The sequence below is a fragment of the Streptantibioticus ferralitis genome (genome assembly GCF_029223525.1).
Classification (GTDB): domain Bacteria; phylum Actinomycetota; class Actinomycetes; order Streptomycetales; family Streptomycetaceae; genus Streptantibioticus_A; species Streptantibioticus_A ferralitis.
The window spans coordinates 177,826-200,347 of sequence record NZ_JARHTQ010000002.1; the positions used below are offsets into that span (position 1 = coordinate 177,826).

The following is a 22,522-nucleotide window of genomic DNA, read 5'->3' on the forward strand; positions in this document are numbered from 1 at the left end:
CAGCCCCGCGAGGTTCAGACCTCGACGGCCGACCGGTTCAGGCCAGCGTGGCGCCGCGCAGCAGCAACAGCGCGACATCGACCACCGCGATGGCCATGGCGGCCAGGAACGGCGTACGGCCGCCGGCCCCCGAGCCCGGCGCGGCCACCGCGTAGCCGGACAGCGAGGCGGCGAAAGCGAGCGCCGCCCATCCGGCGGCGCCCACCGGCCCGGCAGGCCCGAAGACCAGCACCGCCGACGCGCTGAACAGCGCGCAGACCGCCAGCACCCTGGTACGGCGCCGCCCCAGCCGCTGCGGCAGGCCGCGCACCCCGGCGCTGGTGTCGGCCTCGATATCCGGCAGCACATTGGCCGCATGGGCGCCCACGCCGAGCAGCGCCCCGGCGAGCACCGCCCAGGCAGCCGGCCAGGGGTGGCCGGGGAGCCCGAGCGTCACGGCCGCCGGCAACAGGCCGAAGCCGATCGCGTACGGCAGCCAGGAAGCGACCGTTGCCTTGACCCCGAGGTTGTAGCTCCAGGCCGCGGCCACCCCGACGAGATGCACGGTACCCGCGAGCAGCCCGTATCCGAGCGAGAACGGCACACAGGCCGCCAGCGCGACGCCCGCCGCCACCGAGACGGCGGCCGGGCGGATGTCTCCGGTCACCAGCGGCTTGTCGGCACGCCCGGCGGCGATGTCCCGTCGCAGATCGACGCGGTCATTGCACCAGCCGACGGAAAGCTGTCCGGACAGCACCGCGAGCCCGGCCAGTGCGCACCCCGTCGCACCGCGCCCGCTCAGCGCTGTCAGGGCGGTCGCCAAGACGGCGACGACCATGGCCGGAGCGGGATGGCAGGCGCGGAACAGCCCGAGCAACGGGACAGGGCGCGCCCCGTACCGAAATCGCGGCTGGGCGTCGAATTCCGCGGCCTGGTCGATGGGCACCCGGGGATGCTATGGCACCGCCACCGCACCAACGCCCATTGCCGGGTACCGCGTTTTGCCGGGGCACCGGCGGACCACGGGCTGAAACCGCGGGCCGGGCGCCGTTGCCGCGGCGACATCGCAAGGCGAAGCCCGATAGCAATACCCGTCGATCGTGGTGAGCCGTGATACCCCTGAGCGATGACGCGAATCGCGGCCGTTTGCGGGGCGCTTCCACCGCATCGTTACGAGCAGCGCGAAATCGCCGACGCGCTGGCCGCCATGTGTGTGCCCTCCGGCGTCGACCGAGGCGTACTCGACCGGTTGCACACCACTTCCACGGTGCGCAGCCGGTATTTCGCGCTGCCCCTTGAGCGGTACGAGACGCTGGGCGGTTTCGGTGCCGCCAACGACATGTACATCGAGGCCGCCCTGGAACTCGGCGAACGCGTCCTGCGAACGGCGCTCGCACAGGCGGGGATCGAAGCCCGCGAGGTCGACCTGGTGATCTCCACCTCCGTAACGGGCATCGCCGCACCGTCAGTTGAGGCCCGGCTGGCCGGGCGGGTGGGCTTGCGGCCGGATGTGAAGCGGGTCCCGGTCTTCGGCCTCGGCTGCGTGGCGGGCGCGGCCGGAATCGCGCGGCTGCACGACTATCTGGAAGGCCATCCCGGTGCGGTGGCGGTGCTGCTGTCCACCGAACTGTGCTCCCTCACCCTGCAGAAGACCGACAACTCCATGGCCAACCTGGTGGCGGGAGCCCTGTTCGGCGACGGCGCGGCCGCGGTGGTCGCCGTCGGCCGCGCGCGGCCCCGCCACCACGCGTGCCGCGGCCCGGCGGTCGTGGCGACCCGCAGCCGCCTGTACCCGGGCACCGACCGGGCACTGGGCTGGGACATCGGCGACCATGGCTTCCGGATCGTGCTCGGCGGCGATCTGCCTGACCTGGTCAGACTGCAGGTGGGCGAGGAGGTCCGGGCGTTCCTCGCCGAGCACGACCTCAAGCCGCAGGATGTGACGGGCTGGGTCTGCCACCCCGGTGGCCCCAAGGTGCTCGACGCGCTGGCCGAGTCCCTCGGCCTGCCCCAGGACGCACTGGAGCTGTCCCGGCGCTCACTGGCCGAGGTCGGCAACCTCTCCTCGGCCTCGGTCCTGCACGTACTGCGCGACACCCTCAGCCTGCGCCCGCCGCCCCCGGCAACCCCGGGACTGCTGCTCGCGCTGGGCCCCGGGCTCAGCTCGGAACTCGTTCTGCTGCGCTGGTAGCCGCCGTGCGGACAGCCGCCGACCGCTGTCTCGACCCGAGCGGCCGTCGTCCATCGGGGTCCACGAAGGACACCGGATGGTTCAGGTGCCGGGCTTGCGGCCGTAGACGAAGACGTCGTCGCCGTTCCTCAGCAGCCCCCAGTACCTCCGGGCGTCGTTCGGCCGCATGCTGACACAGCCGCCCGAGCCCGGCGGAGACCAGACGCTCTTCGCTATGGAGTGGAACGCCTCCCCGCCGTCGAAGAACTGGCTGTACGGCATGTCGACCTTGTAGAGCGTCGACCAGTAGTGCAGCGAGCGCCAGTAGACGCGCTTCAGTCCCGTCCGGGTCGTGCTGCCCGCGCGCCCGGTACGTACCGGCACCGGGCCGTAGACGAGCCTGCGGCCGTCCTGGATCCAGCTCAGCTGCCGGGCGAGGTCAACGCAGGCGACACGGCCCCGGTTGGTCGGACAGTGACCGCCCCGGTTGGGGTTGTGACCGGCCGCTCTCTGCTGCCTTCGACACCGGCGTGCACGCCGTCGACTTCCGGGCCGATCCCGACGGAGCCCGCAGGACCGTCAACGATCTGGTCAAGCGGCAGACCGACGGGCAGATCAAGGGCCTCTTCCCGTCCGGGTCGATCGACGGCAGCACCCGGCTGGTGCTCACCGACGCGGTCACCTTCAAGGCGAAGTGGCAGCAGTCCTTCCGCGCTGATGAGACCACTGGCGAGCACTTCCACCGCCTCGACGGGTCAACGAGCGATGCCCGGCTGATGAACCACGACGGCCGGTACGGATATGCCGAGGGCGCGGGCTGGCAGGCCGTTGAACTCCCGTACCAGGGTGGGCACCTGGCCATGGACGTCCTGCTGCCGAACAGTGGCGGCCTGCAGGGCCTGCAGGGGTTCGTCAGCTCGCTGACTCCCGGGCGGCTTGTGCAGATAGCCGGAGGTCTGCACGAGACCGGAGTGCGCCTGGCGCTGCCCCGTTTCACCTTCGACTACCAGCAGACGCTGAGCTCCACCCTGGCGCGGCTGGGTATGCCCACCGCCTTCAGCGACGGGCAGGCGGACTTCGGCGGCATCGCGACCGATCCCGCGGAGCGGATCCACGTCCGGAACGTGGTGCAGAAGGCCCATGTGGCGGTCGACGAGGACGGCACGACCGCGGCGGCGGGCAGCGGAGTGGCCGTGGGCGTGGCCGCCGCCCCTCGCACACGGTGTTCCGGGCGGACCGCCCGTTCGTCTTCCTCATCCGCGACCTGCGGTCCGGACAGATCCTGTTCCTCGGTCAGGTCACCGATCCACGGCGGTAGCTCTCGGCAGGGCGCGGATCCCTTCAGTCCGCGCGGATCGGGGTGCGCAACGCGGTTCTGGCGTGGCCGATGAGGGCCCGGCCGGCCGGGCCGATCGGTCCTTCCGCTCGCCAGGCGAGCGCGATCCGCCCGCGCAACCGCGGGTGGGTGATGCGCACCGCGTGCAGTTCCGTCCGGTGCGCGGCCGCCAGGGAGGCAGGCAGAACGGCCACGCCCAGCCCTCGCGCGGCGAGTTGCACGAGCACCCGCGGATCGCTGGCCTCGAAGGCGACACGCGGCGGGAAGCCCGCCGCCGCACAGGCATCATCAACACGTGAGCGCAGGCCGGTGCCGCGGGGGAGGCTGATCAGCGGAAGGTCCCGCAGCCCCGAGAGCGTAATGGTCCGCCGCCCGTCCAGTGTGTGGCCATGGCTGACCGCGGTGACCAGCAACTCGTCCGCGACGACATGGATTTCGACTCCCGATGGCGTCGTGGACCCCAGGCCGACAGCCACAACGTCATGCGCGAAGGGGCGGATGACCTGCTGAAGATCCTGCTTGAGGTGCCGCGGCGGTAACCCGACGTACAGGCAGGGGGTTAGGGCCTGGAGAACAGTCCGATGCCCTCGGGCACCAGCCGCTCGGTACCGTCGCACGGATGGTTGCGTACGGTCACCCGGTCGCTCCCGGGGTTTCGGGCGACGAGGGTGGCCGAACCGCCGCCGTCCAGGTCCACCGCGTTGTCCGCGCCGATGGCCCGCATCGTGTGGGCGAACTGGGTCAGCGTCATACCGTGGTGGCCCTGCGGATTGCCGTCCAGCGCCAGCAGGTACAGGCGGCGCCCGCCGGAGCCGTACCCGGCGCCCGCCCGGACCGCGCTCTGCCGGTCGTCGAGTCCGCGCAGCGAGCGGCCGTCGCGCAGAATCGGTACCGCTCCTATCGCGAACCGCAGTGGCCGGGGCTGCACACGGGCCAACTGGTGTGCCAGGCTCGCCTGCTCGCCCTCGGCCAGTTGCTGCAGGGTCTGGGCCAGGCCGGTCGGCTCGCCGCCCTCCTGTGAGACGGTCTCAGCGGCCATCGTCAACGGCGGCGTGACCGGCGCGGATCCGGCGAGCTGGTGCTGCACGTCGACCCGTTCGCCGACGCGCAGCCGACGCAGCGCCTGGGCGCCGCCCTCCCGTCCGACCAGCACGACGGTGTCATGTCCGATGGCTCCGGAACCGGGCTGGTCGGAAACGGAGTTGACCCGGCCACCCCGCACCACCACCTCGTAGGTCTCCGCGCCGCATCCCGTGGCGCGCGGGCCGCAGACCGCGCGGTAGCGGGACGCCTTGCCCCACCGTTCGGTGAACGCGGCGATACCTCCCTCCGGAATCGCGTACTGGTTGAGTCCGCGCAACGCGAGGGTGCCATGTGCGGTGCCGACCGAACCCGACACGGACACCCGGTCCAGTCGTGCCACGCCGTCGGTGGCGACACCGATGACGTCCTCCACCGAGGCGCCGCTGGGCAGGCGCGGTCCCATGCGCTGGCTCCGGGGCGCCGCCGCCTTGAGCATCTCGCCTTCGGAAATCGCCGGGCCGACGGCGGCGCCGGTCGCCGCCGCGCCTTTTATGTCGAAGAAATCCCCGTTGACACCGCCGACCGCGCCCTGTGCGTCGGCCATTCGCGACACGGTGTCCCGCGCCGCCACCGCGCCGGGACGCAGCAGACCCACCCGTACCCGGTGGTCGCTCAGGTCGGCGATCAGCACATGGCCGTAGGCTATGCCGTGTCCAGCGGGGGCCATGAAGCCCCGATACTCGACGCCGGGCGCCACCTGGGACCGTTCGGTGAATCGCACCGCGCTGTCGGCGGAAGCGTTGATCACCCCGGTCCCGGTGCTCAACACACCGGACAGGATCAAGGACACCCACGCCGTACGCAGACGGCACGCATAACTGGCCACGACTTCCCCAAGTCCTCTTCGGATACCGGATATCCAGACGAATACCCGTGAATTCGCTCTGATTAGCGGGGATATCCCTACATGGCGGAAGTACTCGCCGCATTGGGCGCGCAGGAATTGCGGGACGCCAGACGGTGTGGTTACTGGTTGATCAACGCTCCGGTTGATCAGGGCTGCGTCGATCAACGCTGAGTCAGTCAACGCTGAGTCAGTCAACGCAGAGTCAGTCGACGCGGAGTCAGCCGACGCTGAGTCGATCAGCGATCAGTTGATCAGCGATCAGTGCCGGCGGGCCCGGCTCGGCTGGACCCGGGTCGGCTCGCCCTCGACCTTCGGGTGGTCCGGCGGATACGGCATATCGCCCAAGCCCTCGTCGTGGGCCTGCCGTTCGGCCAGTTCCAGCAGTGGTTCCAGGCTGAAAGCGTGCTCGGCCATATCCGCGTGCACATCGCCGAGTTCGGCGAATCGGGCCGGAACGGTACGCAGGTCGAAATCCTCCGGTACCGCTTCCGGCAACTCCTCCCAGCGCAGCGGGGTGGAGACGGTGGCGCGCGGCTGGGCGCGCAGGGAGTAGGGCGAGGCGATGGTGCGGTCCCGGGCCATCTGGTTGTAGTCCACGAAGACCTTCTCCCCCCGCGACTCCTTCCACCAAGCGGAAGTGACCTGACCGGGCATGCGCCGCTCCAGCACCCGGGCCAGCGCGATCACCGCACGCCGGGCGTCGGTGAACGTCCAGCGGGGGACCAGCGGTACGTAGATGTGCACACCGCGCCCGCCAGAGGTCTTCGGCCAGCCGCGCAGTCCGTACTCCGCCAGCAGTTCGCGTAGCCCGTGGGCGGCGCGCACGGCGTCCTGGTAGTCCGTGCCCGGCTGCGGGTCGAGGTCGATCCGCAGCTCGTCGGGGTGCTCGGTGTCGGAACGCCGTACCGGCCAGGGGTGGAACGTCAGGCAGCCGAGGTTGGCCGCCCAGAGCACGGCGGCCGGCTCTGTCGGGCACACCTCGTCGGCGAAACGGCCGCTGGGGAACGTGATCCTGGCGGTCGGCAGCCAGTCGGGAAGGTTCTTGGGGGCGCGCTTCTGGTAGAAGAACTCGCCCTCGACGCCGTCCGGGAAGCGCTGCATCGTGGTGGGACGGTCGCGTAGGCCGCGGAGCACGCCGTCGGCTACCGCCAGGTAGTACTCGGCCACGTCCAGCTTGGTGAATCCGCGCTGCGGGTAGTACACCTTGTCGGGATTCGACAACCGCACCGTTCGCCCGGCCACATCCAGCTCGACGGCTCCTGCCATGGCTCCACGCTAGGTTCTGGCGGCCGTCGGCGCGCGCGGTGGACCGCTGGGACGCAGCATCGGAGTATGCGCCTGCCCGTGATGCCGCCCGTCGCACCGATGCTCGCCAAGTCGGTGGCCGACATCCCGCCGAGCATGCAGTACGAGGCCAAGTGGGACGGCTTCCGGGCGATCGTCTTCCGGGACGGTGACGAGGTGGAGATCGGCAGCCGTACGGGCAAGCCGCTCACCCGCTACTTCCCGGAAGTGGTGGCGGCGGTACGGGCACAGCTGCCGCCGCGGTGCGTTGCGGACGGTGAGATCGTGATCGCCCACGGCGGGCGGCTGCACTTCGAGGAGCTGCTGGAACGCATCCATCCGGCCGCCTCCCGGGTCCGTACGCTGGCAGAGCGCACGCCCGCCTCGTTCGTCGTCTTCGACCTGCTGGCCCTGGGATCCGACTCGCTGATGGACACACCCCAGAGTGAGCGGCGCCAGGCGCTGCTGGCCGCGCTGCGGGACGCCGCCGCTCCGGTGCACACCGCACCCGCCACCACGGATCAGGCGCTGGCCCGCACCTGGTTCGGTCAGTTCGAAGGCGCCGGTCTTGATGGAGTGGTCGCAAAACCACTCGATCTGGCGTATCGGCCCGGGGACCGCGCCGTGTTCAAGATCAAACACGAGCGGACTGCGGACTGCGTCATCGCCGGATACCGGTTCCACAAGAGCGGTCCGGTGATCGGCTCCCTGCTGCTGGGGCTCTACGACGCCGAAGACCGATTGCAGCACGTCGGGGTCTGCGCCGCGTTTTCGATGGCGCGGCGGCGTGTGCTCGTCGAGGAGCTGGCGCCACTGCGCCTCGATGACACCTCCGGTCACCCGTGGGCCGACTGGGGCGACGAGTCCGCGCACACGACCCTGCGGATGCCGGGCGGCCCTAGCCGATGGAGTGGGGCCAAGGACCTTAGCTGGGTGCCACTGCGTCCGGAGCGCGTCTGCGAGGTGGCGTACGACCACATGGAGGGCTCCCGATTCCGCCATACGGCCCAGTTCCGCCGCTGGCGCCCGGACCGCTCGCCGGAGAGCTGCACGTACGAGCAACTGGAGGAACCGGTCAGCTACAACCTGGAAGAACTGCTGGGCGGCTGAGCGGTGCCGGTCTGCCGGTGCGCGCGCTCGCCCGGCTTGCCCGAGGAGAACACCTGGGGACGGGGGAAGCCGGTGTCCAGGTTCTCGACGTTCCTACCGGTGAGCGACGGGCGACACGGGCAGTCCCTGTCTTCTGCCGTCGTCTCAGGGATCACCGAGTGGAGGTGCTGTCCTGAGTATCGAAGCGGCGTCGGGCCGCCTCGATCTGGCTCGGCCGCAAACTCCGGTCTGGTTCGCTTGGGCTTCGCAAGCGCCTTGTGAGTGGACGGGGACGTCCCCGCGGATGCCGCGGCCGGCGGTCAGTAGGTGGAGATCAGCTGGTTGCCGGCGAAGGCGTCGCGGAGTCTTTGTTCTGCCAGGCGGGAGATGAGCGCCGGCCGGCAGAACAGGGTCCAGGTGGCGGGGTCCCGTGACGCAGTCGGCGGGCGAGGTCGTCGGCATCCGGGCCGGGGATGGACAGATCGGCGGGGGCGGCGGGGCGATGCATCGCGTGGGTACCGAGCAGGGACAGGACGAACGACGAGTCGTCGCCCGGCGGGTGAGGCCGCATCAGGTAGAAGATCGCGCCGAGGACGGCTTCGCGGCGGGCGTTGAGGAGGTTGTGGCTGCGGCGGATGGTGCCTTCTGCGGCAACGAGGATGTCGGCGCCCGTGGCGGGGAAGGCGGCGACCTGGCGGCGGGCGATCTGGCCGCTGATCAGTGACAGGACGTCCTTCGCCCTCTTGCGGACCCTTGTCCTTGCCCAGCCACCGTGCCCGTCTTGAAATATTCGGCACAGCCATCCGGCAATTGGCCGGGGGGTTGACAGGCATGGCGCCGCACCGGAGGATTCCAGCAGTGCAACGCCGGATCGAGAGTTTTACGAAGACGCCATCGTCCTGCGGCTGACGCAGAAGAGACGCTCGTTTTGCGCCAAGGTCGATCTCCAGTCATTCTCTCCCTTCCTCAAGACCCGGGGCAGGTCTCCGACACCAGCTCGACATTCCTTCCACTCCTTCCAGCGAGCACGAGCACGCCCTCTAGGCCACTTTCTGTCCGATTACTGATAGTTTGCATTACTACAGTAGGAAAATATTCGAACTTGAGTAGCGCGCATGCTGACGGCTGGGCTCCAAGCGTTCAGGAAATGCTTCGAGCGCCCGGTTTTCACACCTCCCCAGCCACCTCGGGCACCCTCAATATTGTCTGTGGCGGAAACGATCGCGAAATGAAACAGCAGTTGTAGATCGTGATCGCTGATGCGGCTGGCGCTGGACAGCAGGCAGCGCGGGAGATGCACACCGCATATCGCAGCTCTCATACAGAGTGTTCGTTGGTCCCCGCCTGCGCGCCAGGCGTCAGGTTAATTCGTCAGACGTTTGCTGTGCGAGCGCCCCGCTTTCATCGGTTCCGGAAGTAGGGAGTAATCCATGAAGCCAGCTATGACGGCCGCTGCCGTGGGTGCGTTCGCGCTCGCTAGCGTGCTGGTGTCCTCGCCGGCATACGCCGGCAGTAATGGCCAGCGGATCTACTTCCGCCCCGAATCCGGCCTGCCTTCGCGCACCAGCACCGTGCCGACCCGGTGCCCCCGGGGGTATCACCGCGGCAGCCGATGGATCCGTACGGCGCCGCACGGCACGCAGCACCTCACAGATTTCCGTCCGTCCACTCCAGCCAGCCTGTGATCGGAGGGTGTCTTGGATTCTGTGAAATTGGATTCCGTGAAAGCGGATGTGGCCGAATTAGGTGGCGGAACTTCCGTCACTGCTGAAGGAGGATCGCGGCTTGGATAGCGAATCGCAGGACCGTGTGTACGCAGCTGCCTCGGTCACCGCCTTCGACCACATCAGGCTGGACGTAGCGGACATCGACGTCGCCGAACGATTTTATGCCGACGCGCTCGGGCTGTCTAGCGTCGTGCGCTACGATCTGGCCGATCGCGTCATCCTGCAGATGGCGCCGGACGGCATACCAGCGGGTATAGAACTATGGCAGGAACGAGATCTCGTGCCGAACCCGCATCCTACTCACCACGTCGCGTTTCGCGTCGCCGACGTTCCGGCATTGGTAGAACACATTCGCGCGCTCGGTTACCGAGTGGTCACCGAGCCATACCGAATCGAGCAAGAGACGGTGGCGTTCGTGGCCGACCCGGATCGCCACACCATCGAACTCAACGACTTCCTGGGACGCCCGACAGCAGGAGTACCGGCATGACGGCCGACACCTCGACCGCTACGGACTCCCTGAACCAGCTCACCACAGCCCTGAGCGAGATAGACCTGCCCCGGGTCGCGGACTGGGGATCACGGCTGGCTCAGTTACGCAGCAACGGTCAGCGTCTGCTGGTAGCCGGCAATGGCGGGTCCGCAGCGCAAGCCCAACACCTGACGGCCGAGCTGGTGGGTCGATTCCAGACGGAACGCCCTCCGATGTCCGCGTTAGCGCTGCACGCCGAGACGTCTTCGGTCACCGCAATCAGCAACGACTACGGTTACGAGCACGTCTTCGCCCGGCAAGTCCGGGCACACGCGCGTCCAGGCGACACTGTGCTGCTCATGTCCGGCTCCGGTCGCAGCCCCAACGTGTTGCGCGCTGCGGAGGCCGCGCGCGAGGTCGGCGCGGTGACCTGGGCGCTGACGGGACCAGCACCCAACCCGTTGGCGACGCTGGTGGACGAAGCGGTGACCGTACCGGCGCGGGCGGTATCCACGGTGCAGGAATGCCACCTCGTGGTCATCCACCTGATGTGTGCCGGCATGGACGCCGCCGTCGCTGCCATGGACGCCACCGCCACGGACGCCGTCGGTTCCGCCCCGTCCGTGCCGCCACCTTTGTCCACCTCGTCACCGGAGCCGGTGAGGGAACGCCAGCCGGCTACGGCACGCGGAGTCCGCCCGAACCTGGTGGTGGTCGGCGACGCGTTCGTCGACCACGACCACCTTGGCCGTGTGGAGCGGGTCGCATCCGACGAGCCGGCCCTGGTCGTGTCCGGTGGCACCACACACATGCGCCCCGGTGGTGCCGCCCTGGCCGCTGTACTGAGCGCGAGACGGGGCTACCCGGTCACCCTGGTCACCGCGCTCGGCCAGGACGCGGTCGGCGACCGGCTGCGCACGCTGCTGGACGAAGCGCGAGTCGGGGTGGTCGATCTCGGGCTGGACGGCCCGACCGCGGTGAAAACGCGGATCCGCGCCGCCGGGCGCACCCTGATGATGCTGGACGAGCACGACGTCTGCCCGCCCGTTGGGCGGGAGGGCGAAACGGCATTGGCTGCGGCACGGCGCGCGTTGATGGCAGCCGGCGGCGTCCTGGTGTCCGACTACGGTCGAGGCGTCGCCGCGTATACCGACCTGCGTGCCGCACTGGCTGAGGCTGCCCGGCGGTCTCCGTTGGTCTGGGACCCGCATCCGCGCGGCGCGGTTCCGGTCCCCCATACGGCTGTCGTGACGCCGAACAGCCGAGAAGCTCGGGTGATCGCCTCCCTCACGGGCAGCGACACGTTCTCAGATGACATCGAAGCGGCACGTGCGGTATGGCGCGCGTGGGGGCCGGTCCAGGTGGCGCTCACCCGGCACGAGCATGGCGCTGTCCTGCTCGCCGACGCGGATCTGCCGCCGCTGGTCGTGCCCACGAAGGTTGCCGCAGGACGGAAGGCCGACCCCTGCGGTGCCGGCGACTTCTTCGCCGGTCACCTCGCCACCATGTTGGCCTGCGGCCAGCTACCCAGCGAGGCGGTGGCATCGGCGGTGTGGGCAGCGTCGGCGTACGTCGCGGCGGGTGGTCCCAGGTCCTTAGACTTCCCGCCCGACGACGGCTCACCGATGACCGGGCTCTCGGGCGCCGGGCCCGCGGCGGCCGCGCACGGAGCGATCGAGCTCGCCGATGCGGTCCGTGCGAGGGGCGGTACCGTGGTCGCTGCTGGCGGGTGTTTCGACCTCTTGCACGTCGGGCATATCCGGCTGCTCGAACAGGCGCGCCAACTGGGTGATTGCCTGATCGTCTGCCTGAACAGCGACGACTCGTTGTCCCGGCTGAAAGGCCCGTCGCGCCCGATCGTACCGGCGGCACAACGCGCTCTCGTGCTCGAAGCACTCGCTTCCGTGGACGCCGTTCTGGTGTTTTACGAGGACACCCCCGAAGCGGCCATACGCGCGCTGCGACCCGCGATCTGGGTCAAGGGTGGCGACTACTCGGGAATGGAAATTCCCGAGAACGAGCTGGTCAGCTCCCTGGGCGGACGAACCGTGGTCGTACCTTTCGTCGCCGGCTGGTCGACGTCGTCGCTGATCGAGTCGGCACGGACACCGTGATGAGACAACAGAGCGTGCTGGTCACGGGAGCAGCCGGATTCACCGGGAGACGTATGGCGCGGGGCCTTTCTGGACGCCGAGTACCGGGTCACACGGTGGACTTCACCACGTCACCAACAAAACTATCCTGAAAGCGCGTCAGTCGGGGCGCGGAACAAGCCGTTCGATGGAATTTCCGAAGGGATGGAGATCACGTGAGTATTGATACGGTCGTGGTGAGCAAGGATAAGCTGGACATGCTCATGCCTCTGATCGTCGAGCAGCAGTATGACTGCGGAAAAGAGGTCGACCTCGCCACCACCCGCACCTTCTTCGAGGGCATCGTCGACAATGAGGCGAGCTTCCAGATCATGGCGGCAGAAGACGACGTCGCTGTGGGCTTCGTGATGGTCGATCCCATTCCGAACCTCCAGTTCGCCGATAAGGTGGCGTATGTGCACGACGTCTTTGTGACCGAGTCCCTTCGTGGTGTCCGGGGCATCGGAGCAATCCTGATGGTTGCGGGGTTCGCGGAGGCGATGCGGCGCGGCTATGAGTTCGCCGAAGGCGAGACCGACCCCGACAACCGTCCCGCGCGGAAACTCTACGAGCGCATGGCGAAGAAATTGGGAATCGGCTGCAAGGAGGTGGCCTCGGTGCGTTACCTGGTGGACCTTCGTCCCGGCATCGAGCGCGCGCGCCGCGAGCCAGAGTACCTGGACCTACTCGCTACCCCCCAGCTACTCAGCCGTCAGAGTGCTCGACCGGGAGCCGATAGTTAGACGCTGACCTAGAAGGGCGAGTATGCGTACTGCAATGGTCGTGATAAACGAAGGCGTGGGTAACGGGATCATTGTGGCGCCACTACTGGCGGCGCTCGAGCGATGTTATCCGGGATGGCGCTACTTCATGGCACCGAACATTGCGCTCGACGCTGAATGGGTGCGTTCGGCGGTCGGCATACATGGTGCTTCCGGGACGTTCCCGGCGCTGTGGCGGCGGTTCTTACCGGCGGACCGGGAGGCACTGTGGAACTTTATCGATCGCACTGGGGTGGAACTGGTCGTAAACCTCAGAATGGAGTTCGCCGAAGAGGACGGAAACTACTTCGAATTCCGGGCGGAGGCGACGAAAAGGGGAGTCGAGTGCTGGGATCTGCACGAATTGGGCGGGCGGCCGCAGCGGCTGCCCTTCGGTGAACAGGCCGCCAATCTCCTGCGCGCGCACAACGTCCCCGTCGAGCTGAATCGCCCGGCCTGGCTCGCCGACCGACGGCGACCACGTCCGGGCGTGGTCGGTTGCTACGTCGGTGCCAGTGCCGCGGTCAAACGCTGGCCGCTGGGTGACTGGTCGACTCTGATCTCGCATCTGGGCGACCGGCGACTGATCGTCGAGGTCGCGGTCGGCCTGGGAGCGGACGAGCAGGCATTGGCACATCGGCTGTCGTCGGTGCCGGCCGTCGCCGACACGGTGTTCCTGCACTCTCTGGAAGCTCTCCGCGACTGGATCGCCGGGCTGGACGTGCTGGTCAGCAACGACACGCTGGCCGTACACCTGGCGGCCGCACTGGGTTGCCCGGTAGTAACGCTGTACCTGGCGACCGACGGTGACATCTGGTCACCGGCGGCGGCCCCTGATGTCTCGCGGGCCGTGCAGAGCGCTATCGCGCTGTCCTGTTCCTACATGAAGCCGAACGGCACCTGCCGGCGCTACTACGTCGGCTGTCCGGCTCCGTGCGCGGCCGGTGTGCGCCCGGCTGATGTGCTGATCGAACTGGACCAGCTGGAATGGAGTGGGCGGCAAGCCAGTCACCAGGAGGTGGTCAAATGACCCGCCGGCGGGCGATCGCGGTGCTCGGTGGCCGGCCCGGCAATGCGGGAGCCGACGTCCTCCGGCTGGCTGAGATGATCGGCGAGGAGCTCGCCAAACGTGGCTACGGCGTGGTGAGCGGCGGCGAGGGCGGCGTAGCGGCCGCAGCCAACAAGGGCTGCCAGGCCGTCGGCGGCGACACACTCGCGTTGTTGAAGTGGAACCGTCTGTCCGACGCCGAGGATGGGACCACCTGGGCCCTGCCCACGTCGATGGACCTGGCCCGGAGCAACATCCTCAACTGGTGCGGTGACGGCATGATCGCGTTCGAAGGCCGCTACGGCACGCTCACCGAGATCGGTCTCGCCCTGGACACGGGACGCCCTCTGTTGGTCTTGGGTAACCACCCGTTTCTCACCGCAGAGGCGTTCGCGGCGCCCACTTGCCGCGTCGTGCCGGACCCTCGGCCGGAGGACGCCTCCGAGCTGGTCGACCTGCTGGAAACGCTGATCGCGGCCGGCGAGCAGGCATCGGTACGGCCCGGTGCCGCCGTCGTCGAGGACGACCAGGTCGACGAGAGCGGTATCGGTTTGCGACGTGCGATTCCGGGGGACCTGGAGCTGTTCCGCCGAGCGTTCGGCGACGCCGACGTGCTGGCGTGGCGAGCGCTGGAGCCGACCGACGGGGTGCTCAGCCGATTCCAGCACGAACGCTGCCTGGTGATGCTCGAGCGGAATCGTCCGGTCGGCTTCCTGGAGTACCGCACGGAGGCTGATCCGGAGCTCGACCATATCCAGGTCGAGGCGGTGGCGGTGGCCGACGCGGCCGACCGGGGCCGGTCGATCGGGACACGAGCGTTGAGGTTGTTCGCCGGGTCGGTCTTCGCCGCCGGCCGGCACCGCATCACCGCGGCGCCCCATCCCGACAACAGGGCTGCCGTGCGGTGCCTGGATAAGGTGGGTTTCCAGCAGGTCGGCCTGATGAGGGCGTACGAACGCCACCGCGGTACGTGGCGGGACGCGCTGCTGATGGATCTGGTCCCGAGCGACCTGGCCGGCAGGTCGTCCAGGCCACCGGAGATCGAGGTCGGGTACGGATAACTCTCTCGACCACCCAGCGGTGGTGGCTGGTGATCGGGTTGGTCTTCGATCCGGCCTTGTCGCGATCGGTCGGATTCGGTCCGTCAGTGGCCCCCTTGTACAGCCCTCACGCTGACGGAGTCGACTGCGCACCGGGACCGGTCCAGTTCCCCGCGGGCGCCGAGTTCGTCGAGGATGACACGGTGCGGCCTGGCCCAGACCCGGGCTTTGCTCCACTGGGCGAAGCCCGGTAGACCGTGGGTCAGGCCGGGCCGAACACGGGCGGGAGCTGCCGCCAGGTGCAGCCCGACGTAGCCACGAAGATGATCGCGGCCAACGATTCACGGTCACCGGCCCGTCGTCGGCCCCTGCCCTGCGGTCGTATGACCTCCGTGCGAGGCACCACCCGCCGAAACAACTCCCACAACTCGTCCGGCATCAACCGCTCAACCAGATCAAGCGCGAACCGACCAACGACGCAGCAAGCCAAAAGAAGCGATGTATGAGACGAACGGAGGATCGCCATGGCCGGACCAGGAGTTTCCCGCATCGGCCCGGAAGAGGAGGCCGAGGTTCTGGACGTGTTACGTGAGCGAGAGCTGAGCCGGTACCGCTTCGACGACCACGACGGGTCTGCGCGGTTGTCGAAGGTTGCGCGGTTCGAGCAGGAGTTCCGCACCTTGACCGGTGCGCGCCACTGCCTGGGCATGAACAGCTGCACCAGCGCTTTGTTTGCCGGTCTGCTCGCGGCAGGGGTCGGTCCGGGCGACGAGGTGATCGTGCCGGGCTACACCTTTATCGCCCCGATCGCCGCAGTTGCGCATACGGGAGCCGAGCCGGTGCTCGCTGAGATCGACGAGAGCCTCCTGCTCGATCCGGCGGACGTGGCTGCGAGAATCACCTCGCGCACGAAGGCGGTGATCGCCGTGCACATGCTCGGAGCGCCGTGCGACCTCGACGACCTCGACGCCCTCACACGTGAGCACGGGCTGCTGCTCGTGGAGGACTGCGCGCAGGCCGGTGGTGGCACGTACCACGGCCAACACCTCGGGACTTTCGGCCGATTCGGCGCGTTCAGTCTCAACGTCTTCAAGACCTTCACAGCGGGCGACGGTGGCGTCCTGCTCACCGAGGACGACGATCTGTACGAGACGGCGTTCGCCCTGCACGATCACGGCGCCGCGCCGTTGCGGTCGGGCGTCACCGAGGGGCCCCCGCTGTTCGGTCTGAATCTACGGATGCACGAGCTGACCGGCGCGGTCGCGCTTGCCCAGGTCCGCAAGCTGCCGGGCACCCTGCGGACGTTGCGAGCCAACCGGGACAAGTTCGCGGACGCGATCGGCGACCTGCCCGGGGTGACGCGTCGCCCACTGCACGACCCGGACGGCGACTGCGCCACGGTGCTCGCGTACACGTTCGCGTCCGCGGCCACGGCCGGCGAGGTGGCAACCCGACTGGGCACGATCACCCTGAGCCAGTCGGGCAAACACAGTTACGCCAACATGTCCCAACTACAACCGGATCGACTGATCTCGACGGCGTCCGGGACGCGCAGGCCGGATCGCGCCGCCCTGCGTCGGTCCTATCCGCCGGGCAGCCTGCCGCGCACGGACGACCTGCTCAACCGCAGCATCGCGTTGAGCGTCGGGGTGGTCGACTCCTACCTCGGCAGCGGAGTAGGCATCGACGTGACCGCCGATGACGACGCGATCGAGGCAGCGGCACGGCTGTTCAAGAACACAGTTGAGGACGTTGTCAAGGCAGCGTCATGAGTGTGGGAAGGGATACCGACGCCGAATTCGAGGCGGCCGCGACGACCTTGCTGCCGACCGTCGCACTGCGTGGCTGGGCCGTCGCTACGGAAGCGGAGGCTGACGCGGCTCTGCCGGCCTGCGTCGAGCAGGCGTTGCGGTGGAAGGAACGCACCGGATGAGTACAGTTGCGTTCGAGTACGGCGCGCGGGCGGCGACGGATTTCCTGGACGCGCACCGGCTCTCGGCGCGGACGCCGTTCCAGACGCGCGGTTGGTGGCGAGCGTGGATTCGTGAGGCGGCGGACGCCGAGGGCGCGACCCCGGTGCTGGTCCATATGACGCGTACCGACCGGCCCATCCTGGTGGTCGGCCTGCAGTTGCACCAGGACGGCAGTACGGCGGTCCTGCGCCCATTGTCCTGGCCATGGGCCGACTACCACGAGGTCGCTGTGGTGGGCGACGCGTCGCCCACCGGCCCCGAGCCCGACATCGGGTGGTTGGCCGAGGCGATCGACCGGTGTCAGCGGGAGTTCGGCGCCCGACTGGAGTTGAGTGACCTGATTGCCGATGGAGCGCTGCTACGCGCCGTGTCCGAGTTGGGCGCCGCGCCCCGGCCGTCGGAGGTGGTTGTCCGGCTCGACCTCACCGACCCCGACGTCGTCCAACGCGTCAGCGAGCGGCGCGACATGCGGCGAAAGCGCCGCCGGATCGAGCGACTCGGCACGCTCCGGCTCACCTGCGCAGACACCTCGGCGCGGGTCGCCGCCCGCCTGCCGGCCTTCATCGACCTGCATACTCAACGGTGGCGGGACCGGCCTGATGCTGTGGCGCCATTCGACGGCGGTGTGGTCGACCGGACGTTCGCGGCCGTCGCAGCCGAGCCGTCCAGCGCCGCGCGATTACACGAGTTGTGGCTGGACGAAACCCTGCTCGCCGGATGGTTCGGCTTCTGGCACGATCGCACGTACTACGCCTACCGTGCGGCCTACAACACGGGCCACGGCCGCGACTCGCCGGGGCACCTACTGGTGGCCGCGATGGTCACCGAACTCGTCGCCCAAGGGACGGACACCTTCGATCTGACGCGCGGTGCCCACGCCTACAAGCTCGAACTGCCCAGCATCCGCGCGCTCACCATGGCGGCAAGTCTGGAGCAACCGTGCCGGGTGTGACCCCCCGTCGCTCGAGGGCCCTCGGGCACCGGACCGCCTCGCCGACTTGGCGGAGCCATCGGCCGTGGTCGTCCCGTGCACATCCTGCGTCACCTCGACGGGCGGCCGAGGACCGCTGAACACGGTGACGATTTCGGCTCGTTCGTCCGGCCACGACGAGGTGTGGCACCGCCCGGTCCGGACCGTGCAGACAGGCCTGGATTCCGTCGAGCCGAACGCTGCGGAGAGCAACAAGCCGTCGGAGTCGCCGGTGCATTCGAGCCAGGCAGCCTCGGAGGACAACCCTCGTGCCCGTCCTCCCCAGTTGGTGACGACGACCCGGGCAAACCCGGCGGCCTGGAGGGCGCGCGGCGGGCGGATTCCCGACTGGAGGACGAGATCGTCGGGGTGGGACAGAGAGGACGGGGCCTGGTCATGGTGCCGATGCGTGCACCTTGCGCATCAGCGGGGCTGATGCGCACCGCCCACGCGGTCGCCTCACTGCCGGATGACAACACTCAGACTACAAACAACTGTGGGGTGTCCGTGGGATCGTCGGTTGACGTGGAGACAGTCGTAGTCGGCGCAGGCATGGCCGGCCTCGCGACAGCGGCAGAACTCGGCCGACGGGACCGGGGTTCGGTGGCCGTACTGGAGGCTGGGCCTGACCGAGGTCGCACACATATCCAGAACGAATTTTCTTCGGCCGAAGCGCTCCAACTCTGGTTGCGTCCGGACACCGACCCCGACTTCCGCCGTCCGTACCAGACAGTCGGCGGGGTCTACCGCGACTTGGCCGGCCTGCGTCGCCGGGTCGGCGGCCGCTCGCTCTACTGGGGTGGCGTACTGCTACCCATCGAACGCTGGGCCCTTTCCGAGGGGTGGCCGGACGCGGTCGTCACCGAATTGACCGAGACATGGGATGGGGGGCCGTCGTTGTACCAGCGGGTCGTCGACGACGTGGTCAGTTGGGGCGCCGAGCCTCCCGGAGCACCCGGGCTGACCATCGGTGAACTGGCGTTCGACCGAACGCCGCACGCCACCCGCACGGAACCTGCCGGCGGGTGGAGCGCGTTCAGTCCGTTGGCATGGTGGGACGACGACGGCGACTCAAGGGTGCGCCGTGTGCCGATCCTCGCCGGCCATGACGTTCTGGGGGTCCGTGTCGAACACGGCAGGGCGACGGGCGTGCTGGTACGCACCGAGGACGGTGAGCTGCGCGACCTACGTGCGAACCGGGTAGTCCTGGCCGCCGGTACGGTCGTGAACAGCCGGCTGGCGATCCAGGCCCTGGCTGCCTCGGACGCTGACACACCGCGTGAGCTGCCGGGACTCGTGGACAAGATCTCACAAGGGTTCACGGTCGCCTTCACCGATGTCGAACGGCTTCCCGACGCAGTCCGGGCGGCTGCTCATGAGGGCCACGTCTACCATCGGATCGGTACCGTCAGTACCCGGTCCAACCAGTTCGTGCGATTCACCGAAAGCGTGAACGGCACGGTCACCATGGACAGTTGGACCATGGGCGAGCAGCGCCGCGGCCCGCACGGCCGGGTGCGGTGCGACGGCGGCGGCGAATGGCCCTGGTCGACGACTGTGCACGCCCGACTTGAAGCGGCCGACGAGGCGGTGCGCACCAGCCAGCAACACCTGCTCGGCGAACTGTGGGCTGAAATGTCGCACCTACTCGGAGTTCCGGCTGACACGCTTCAATTCTCGCCGCAGCACGGTTCGCCTGACCTGGCCGACCGGCTGACAGCGGTCCGCGAACCGACGCCACTCACCTACAGCTTCCCGCTCGGTTCCGAGCAACACGAGGCCGGCACGTTGGCCCTCGGCGAAGTCCTCGACGAGGACCACCAGTTCACCGCCGTACCGGGTCTGTACGCGTGTGGGCCGTCGGTGATGCCACGCACCGGAGCGGCGAACCCGTCAATGACAACGCTCGCGCTCAGCAAGCGGTTGGGAGCGATCCTCGCCCGGTGACAAGCACCAGAAGCAGCAAGCAGAGAGGCAGCCCCGATGCAAGGAATGTCGATCGCGGTTTCCGGCACCGAATTCACGGACACCGACGGCGTGGACGGCCTGATCGAAATGGCCAGGTCCGCTCAATGCGACGCGGTGGAATTCTGGTATCCGAAGAACGCCCTGCGGGACGGTGTCGACGCCACACTCCGCAAGCTGGACCGTGCCGGGCTGCGGATAGCCTGCGTATCAACCCCCAGCCAGCTCTACGGTTCCGGCGAAGCGGACGCCGTCTCGCTTCTCCACGAGGCGATCACGATAGCGGCACGGACCGGCGGCAACCGGGTGAACACCTACTTCGGTCACGCGCCGGTGGTCGATGACCAGAGGGCAATCGCGGCCTACGCCGGCGCGCTGGCACCGGTCCTCGACCACGCTGCGGCCGAAGACGTGGTGGTCGTGTTGGAGAACGAGTTCGACGCGTTCGGATGGGACCCGGTGGCGTCCGACGTCAGCAGGCGGCCGGTAGCGTTGGCGGCGCTGTTCGCCCGGGTTGACTCGCCCTGGTTCGGCTTGAACTTCGATGCTGCAAACTTCCTCTGCGCGGCGGTCGCCCCGGCCCGCGACGCGTTGCCCCTGCTCCTGCCGTGGGTGCGCTATGCCCACGTGAAGGACGTGTGTCGAGCGTCGGCGGAAACCCCGCCCGATGGCTGGACCCGGTACACCGATCACGGCAGGGCCTACGACACGGCGCCTCTCGGCACCGGGGAACTGGACTGGCCGGCGATCATCGAAAGCCTGGCGAGCGCGGACTACGACGGGTACCTCACGCTCGAACCACACTGCGCGCGGTCGATTCTCCTGGCCGAGACGGCCGGGGCAGCCGACTACCTGCGCGACGTGATCAACGTTCACGCGCCGTCCCACCGGTGATCCAGGAGAATCTTCTCACTACGACTGATTGGCAACCGCGCGTGCTCTCCGACATCGAGGCATCCAGACCCCTTGCCCACACCCTGGGCCAACAGCTGCTTACCCGGTTGCAGCCACGAGGTTCGGTCGCCTCCACCGCCGACGACATGCGGCTGCCCACCCGAGAGGCGGACACCGAGGTCGTGACGGTCGCCTTCGAGACCGGTCGTCAGTGGCTGGAGCGCTCTGAGAGCGACCCGCACACCTACCTGTCGGAGCGGAAGAGGTTTGGGGCGGTCGTCGTAGCCGCCCAGCACTGCTCCGGCGGTACTGCGCTCACCTCGGAGGAGCCGGCCCAGTTCGACGAGGAGTACATCGCCTTGCTCAACCGCCGGCACCGTGAACCCGCCCCCGGCACACGGCACATCTGCGTGCTGTTCCATGCCTTCCCCACCCCCGACCCGACGGAGGCGTCGTGACCTCCGCGGCCGCCGAGCCGTCGCTGTGGCGCAACCGCGACTTTGTCACGCTCTGGAGCGGCCAGGTCGTCTCCACCCTCGGCGCCCGGGTCAGCGCGACAGCGATGCCGCTGCTCGTACTGGCCACGACCGGCTCGCCCGCCGACGCGGGCCTTGTCGGAGCCGCCGGCACTTTGCCCTTTCTCGTCGCCTACTTACCGGCCGGACCACTGGTGGACCGGTACAACCGTCACCGGATCCTGCTGACGAGCGAGATCCTGGCCGGCCTCGCTCTGGCCACCGTTCCGATCGCCCTGTGGCTGCGACTGCTGACGGTCGCTCAGCTCATTGTCGTCGCGTTCGTCCAGGGGCTGTGCTTCGTGTTCTTCAGCCTGGCGGAGACGGCCGCCCTTCCCAAAATCGTGCCGGCCGTCCTGCTACCTGCGGCCCTGGCCCAGAACGAGGCCCGCAGCCGCGGCGCTGCCCTGGCCGGTGGGCCGCTCGGCGGCCTGCTCTTCGGAATCGACCGCGCCCTGCCCTTCCTGGCCGATGCGCTCTCCTACGCCGCCGCCTCCATCGCGCTGCTGTTCCTCCGCAAGGACCTGCAGAACACGACGACCGCGCCGGCCGAGCCGCTGTGGCAGGCGACCGTGGCAGGACTGCGCTGGATCTGGCGCCACCCGCTCATCCGCACCGCGATCCTGCTGATCACCGCCAGCAACCTGGTCTTCCAGGCGCTCGTCCTGACGATCGTCGTCCTCGCCCAACGCCACGGTGCCACCCCCGGCGCCATCGGCACAATGCTCGGCATCTACGCCGGTGGCGGGCTCATCGGCGCACTGGTTGCCACCAGGGCCCACCGATACTTCACCCCCAAAATGGTCATCATCGGGGTCAACTGGATCTGGGCCGCGCTCTTGCCGCTCTTCCTGCTCACCACCAACCCCCTGCACATCGGGGCGATCGGCGCAGCCACCGCGTTCATCGGACCAGTATGGAACGTCGTGATCATGAGCTACACCGCACTCCTGGTCCCCAACGAGATCCTGGGCCGGGTCACCAGTGCGGCGATGACCCTCGCCTGGGGCGTCATGCCCATCGGCTCCCTCGGCGCCGGGTTGTTGCTGACCACCGCAGGCCCCACCGGTGCCGTCCTCGCCCTCTCCGCCATCATGCTCGTCACAGCGGTCGGCGCGACCATCAGCCCGGCCGTTCGCCGCGCCCCACCGCTGACCGCACCCGAGGATGCGATCTGAGGGCGCACTCTGTCCCTGCCCAACGACGTCACCAACGTGGTCTTGAGCGAAGTGGGGTC

At 68.6% G+C, this 22,522-nt stretch carries 19 protein-coding genes and 3 pseudogenes; 16 read left to right on the forward strand and 6 right to left on the reverse strand.

All coding sequences use genetic code 11. From position 1 onward, the window contains the following. Positions 1-37 precede the first annotated feature (37 nt). Positions 38-925 carry a UbiA family prenyltransferase gene (locus P2L57_RS03650; protein WP_275808075.1) on the reverse strand — a complete coding sequence of 296 codons (888 nt, stop codon included), beginning with the start codon at positions 923-925 and terminating at the stop codon, positions 38-40. A 180-nt stretch (positions 926-1,105) separates the two neighbouring features. Here P2L57_RS03650 and P2L57_RS03655 point away from each other — a divergent pair, with 180 nt between their 5' ends. Then, entirely contained in the window at positions 1,106-2,170 is a 1,065-nt protein-coding gene (locus P2L57_RS03655; RefSeq protein ID WP_275808078.1) for a type III polyketide synthase, read from the forward strand. Positions 2,171-2,251: 81 nt separating this feature from the next. On the opposite strand, the pseudogene P2L57_RS03660 reads toward P2L57_RS03655, so the two are convergent. Next, positions 2,252-2,665 (reverse strand): annotated as a pseudogene (locus P2L57_RS03660) (L,D-transpeptidase); the annotation flags it as partial. A gap of 14 nt (positions 2,666-2,679) precedes the next feature. On the opposite strand from P2L57_RS03660, the pseudogene P2L57_RS03665 reads away from it, so the two are divergent. Next, positions 2,680-3,467, forward strand: a pseudogene (locus tag P2L57_RS03665) (serpin family protein). A 23-nt stretch (positions 3,468-3,490) separates the two neighbouring features. Here the strand turns inward: P2L57_RS03665 and P2L57_RS03670 are convergent. The 3 genes from P2L57_RS03670 to ligD form a co-directional block, all read right to left on the reverse strand. Next, the gene (locus P2L57_RS03670; protein ID WP_275808084.1) at positions 3,491-3,961 is read right to left on the reverse strand and encodes a LysR substrate-binding domain-containing protein; all 471 of its coding nucleotides are present in this window, start codon (positions 3,959-3,961) and stop codon (positions 3,491-3,493) included. Between the two features lie 83 nt (positions 3,962-4,044). Beyond that, a complete protein-coding gene (locus tag P2L57_RS03675) occupies positions 4,045-5,394 on the reverse strand; it encodes a phosphodiester glycosidase family protein (protein WP_275808087.1) in 1,350 nt (449 codons plus the stop codon). Between the two features lie 279 nt (positions 5,395-5,673). After that, a complete protein-coding gene (ligD, locus tag P2L57_RS03680; RefSeq protein WP_275808090.1) occupies positions 5,674-6,681 on the reverse strand; it encodes a non-homologous end-joining DNA ligase in 1,008 nt (335 codons plus the stop codon). Between the two features lie 66 nt (positions 6,682-6,747). On the opposite strand from ligD, the gene P2L57_RS03685 reads away from it, so the two are divergent. From P2L57_RS03685 to P2L57_RS03720, 7 genes are all read left to right on the forward strand, one after another. Beyond that, on the forward strand, positions 6,748-7,809 hold the full coding sequence (locus tag P2L57_RS03685) for an ATP-dependent DNA ligase (protein WP_275808092.1): 1,062 nt from the start codon (positions 6,748-6,750) through the stop codon (positions 7,807-7,809). A gap of 409 nt (positions 7,810-8,218) precedes the next feature. Then, positions 8,219-8,512, forward strand: a complete 294-nt coding sequence (locus P2L57_RS03690; protein WP_275808095.1) for a hypothetical protein — start codon at positions 8,219-8,221, stop codon at positions 8,510-8,512. Between the two features lie 1,061 nt (positions 8,513-9,573). Further along, a complete protein-coding gene (locus P2L57_RS03695; protein ID WP_275808098.1) occupies positions 9,574-10,005 on the forward strand; it encodes a VOC family protein in 432 nt (143 codons plus the stop codon). After that, positions 10,002-12,101: a PfkB family carbohydrate kinase gene (locus P2L57_RS03705; RefSeq protein ID WP_372515593.1), complete on the forward strand. Its 2,100-nt coding sequence runs from the start codon at positions 10,002-10,004 to the stop codon at positions 12,099-12,101. The genes P2L57_RS03695 and P2L57_RS03705 overlap by 4 nt, the downstream gene beginning before the upstream one ends. 194 nt (positions 12,102-12,295) lie before the next feature. Continuing rightward, complete coding sequence (locus P2L57_RS03710; RefSeq protein ID WP_275808101.1) at positions 12,296-12,862, forward strand: GNAT family N-acetyltransferase; 567 nt, start codon at positions 12,296-12,298, stop codon at positions 12,860-12,862. Positions 12,863-12,884: 22 nt separating this feature from the next. Continuing rightward, positions 12,885-13,910, forward strand: a complete 1,026-nt coding sequence (locus tag P2L57_RS03715; RefSeq protein ID WP_275808104.1) for a glycosyltransferase family 9 protein — start codon at positions 12,885-12,887, stop codon at positions 13,908-13,910. Further along, positions 13,907-14,989: a GNAT family N-acetyltransferase gene (locus tag P2L57_RS03720; protein ID WP_275808107.1), complete on the forward strand. Its 1,083-nt coding sequence runs from the start codon at positions 13,907-13,909 to the stop codon at positions 14,987-14,989. Before P2L57_RS03715 ends, P2L57_RS03720 begins: the two co-directional genes overlap by 4 nt. A 43-nt stretch (positions 14,990-15,032) precedes the next feature. On the opposite strand, the pseudogene P2L57_RS03725 reads toward P2L57_RS03720, so the two are convergent. Continuing rightward, a pseudogene (locus P2L57_RS03725) lies at positions 15,033-15,407 on the reverse strand (transposase); the annotation flags it as partial. An 85-nt stretch (positions 15,408-15,492) separates the two neighbouring features. Here P2L57_RS03725 and P2L57_RS03730 point away from each other — a divergent pair. The 7 genes from P2L57_RS03730 to P2L57_RS03760 all read left to right on the forward strand — a co-directional run bounded on the left by P2L57_RS03730 (position 15,493) and on the right by P2L57_RS03760 (position 22,463). Next, the gene (locus P2L57_RS03730; RefSeq protein WP_275808110.1) at positions 15,493-16,740 is read left to right on the forward strand and encodes a DegT/DnrJ/EryC1/StrS family aminotransferase; all 1,248 of its coding nucleotides are present in this window, start codon (positions 15,493-15,495) and stop codon (positions 16,738-16,740) included. Continuing rightward, the gene (locus P2L57_RS03735; RefSeq protein ID WP_275808112.1) at positions 16,737-16,901 is read left to right on the forward strand and encodes a hypothetical protein; all 165 of its coding nucleotides are present in this window, start codon (positions 16,737-16,739) and stop codon (positions 16,899-16,901) included. The genes P2L57_RS03730 and P2L57_RS03735 overlap by 4 nt, the downstream gene beginning before the upstream one ends. Beyond that, on the forward strand, positions 16,898-17,893 hold the full coding sequence (locus P2L57_RS03740) for a GNAT family N-acetyltransferase (RefSeq protein ID WP_275808115.1): 996 nt from the start codon (positions 16,898-16,900) through the stop codon (positions 17,891-17,893). Before P2L57_RS03735 ends, P2L57_RS03740 begins: the two co-directional genes overlap by 4 nt. A 543-nt stretch (positions 17,894-18,436) precedes the next feature. Next, a complete protein-coding gene (locus tag P2L57_RS03745) occupies positions 18,437-19,858 on the forward strand; it encodes an FAD-binding protein (protein WP_275808118.1) in 1,422 nt (473 codons plus the stop codon). A 45-nt stretch (positions 19,859-19,903) separates the two neighbouring features. Next, the gene (locus tag P2L57_RS03750; RefSeq protein WP_275808121.1) at positions 19,904-20,770 is read left to right on the forward strand and encodes a sugar phosphate isomerase/epimerase family protein; all 867 of its coding nucleotides are present in this window, start codon (positions 19,904-19,906) and stop codon (positions 20,768-20,770) included. Between the two features lie 41 nt (positions 20,771-20,811). After that, positions 20,812-21,228, forward strand: coding sequence for a hypothetical protein (locus P2L57_RS03755; protein WP_275808124.1), 417 nt, complete (start codon positions 20,812-20,814; stop codon positions 21,226-21,228). Further along, on the forward strand, positions 21,225-22,463 hold the full coding sequence (locus tag P2L57_RS03760) for an MFS transporter (protein ID WP_275808126.1): 1,239 nt from the start codon (positions 21,225-21,227) through the stop codon (positions 22,461-22,463). Before P2L57_RS03755 ends, P2L57_RS03760 begins: the two co-directional genes overlap by 4 nt. Positions 22,464-22,522: the final 59 nt, after the last annotated feature.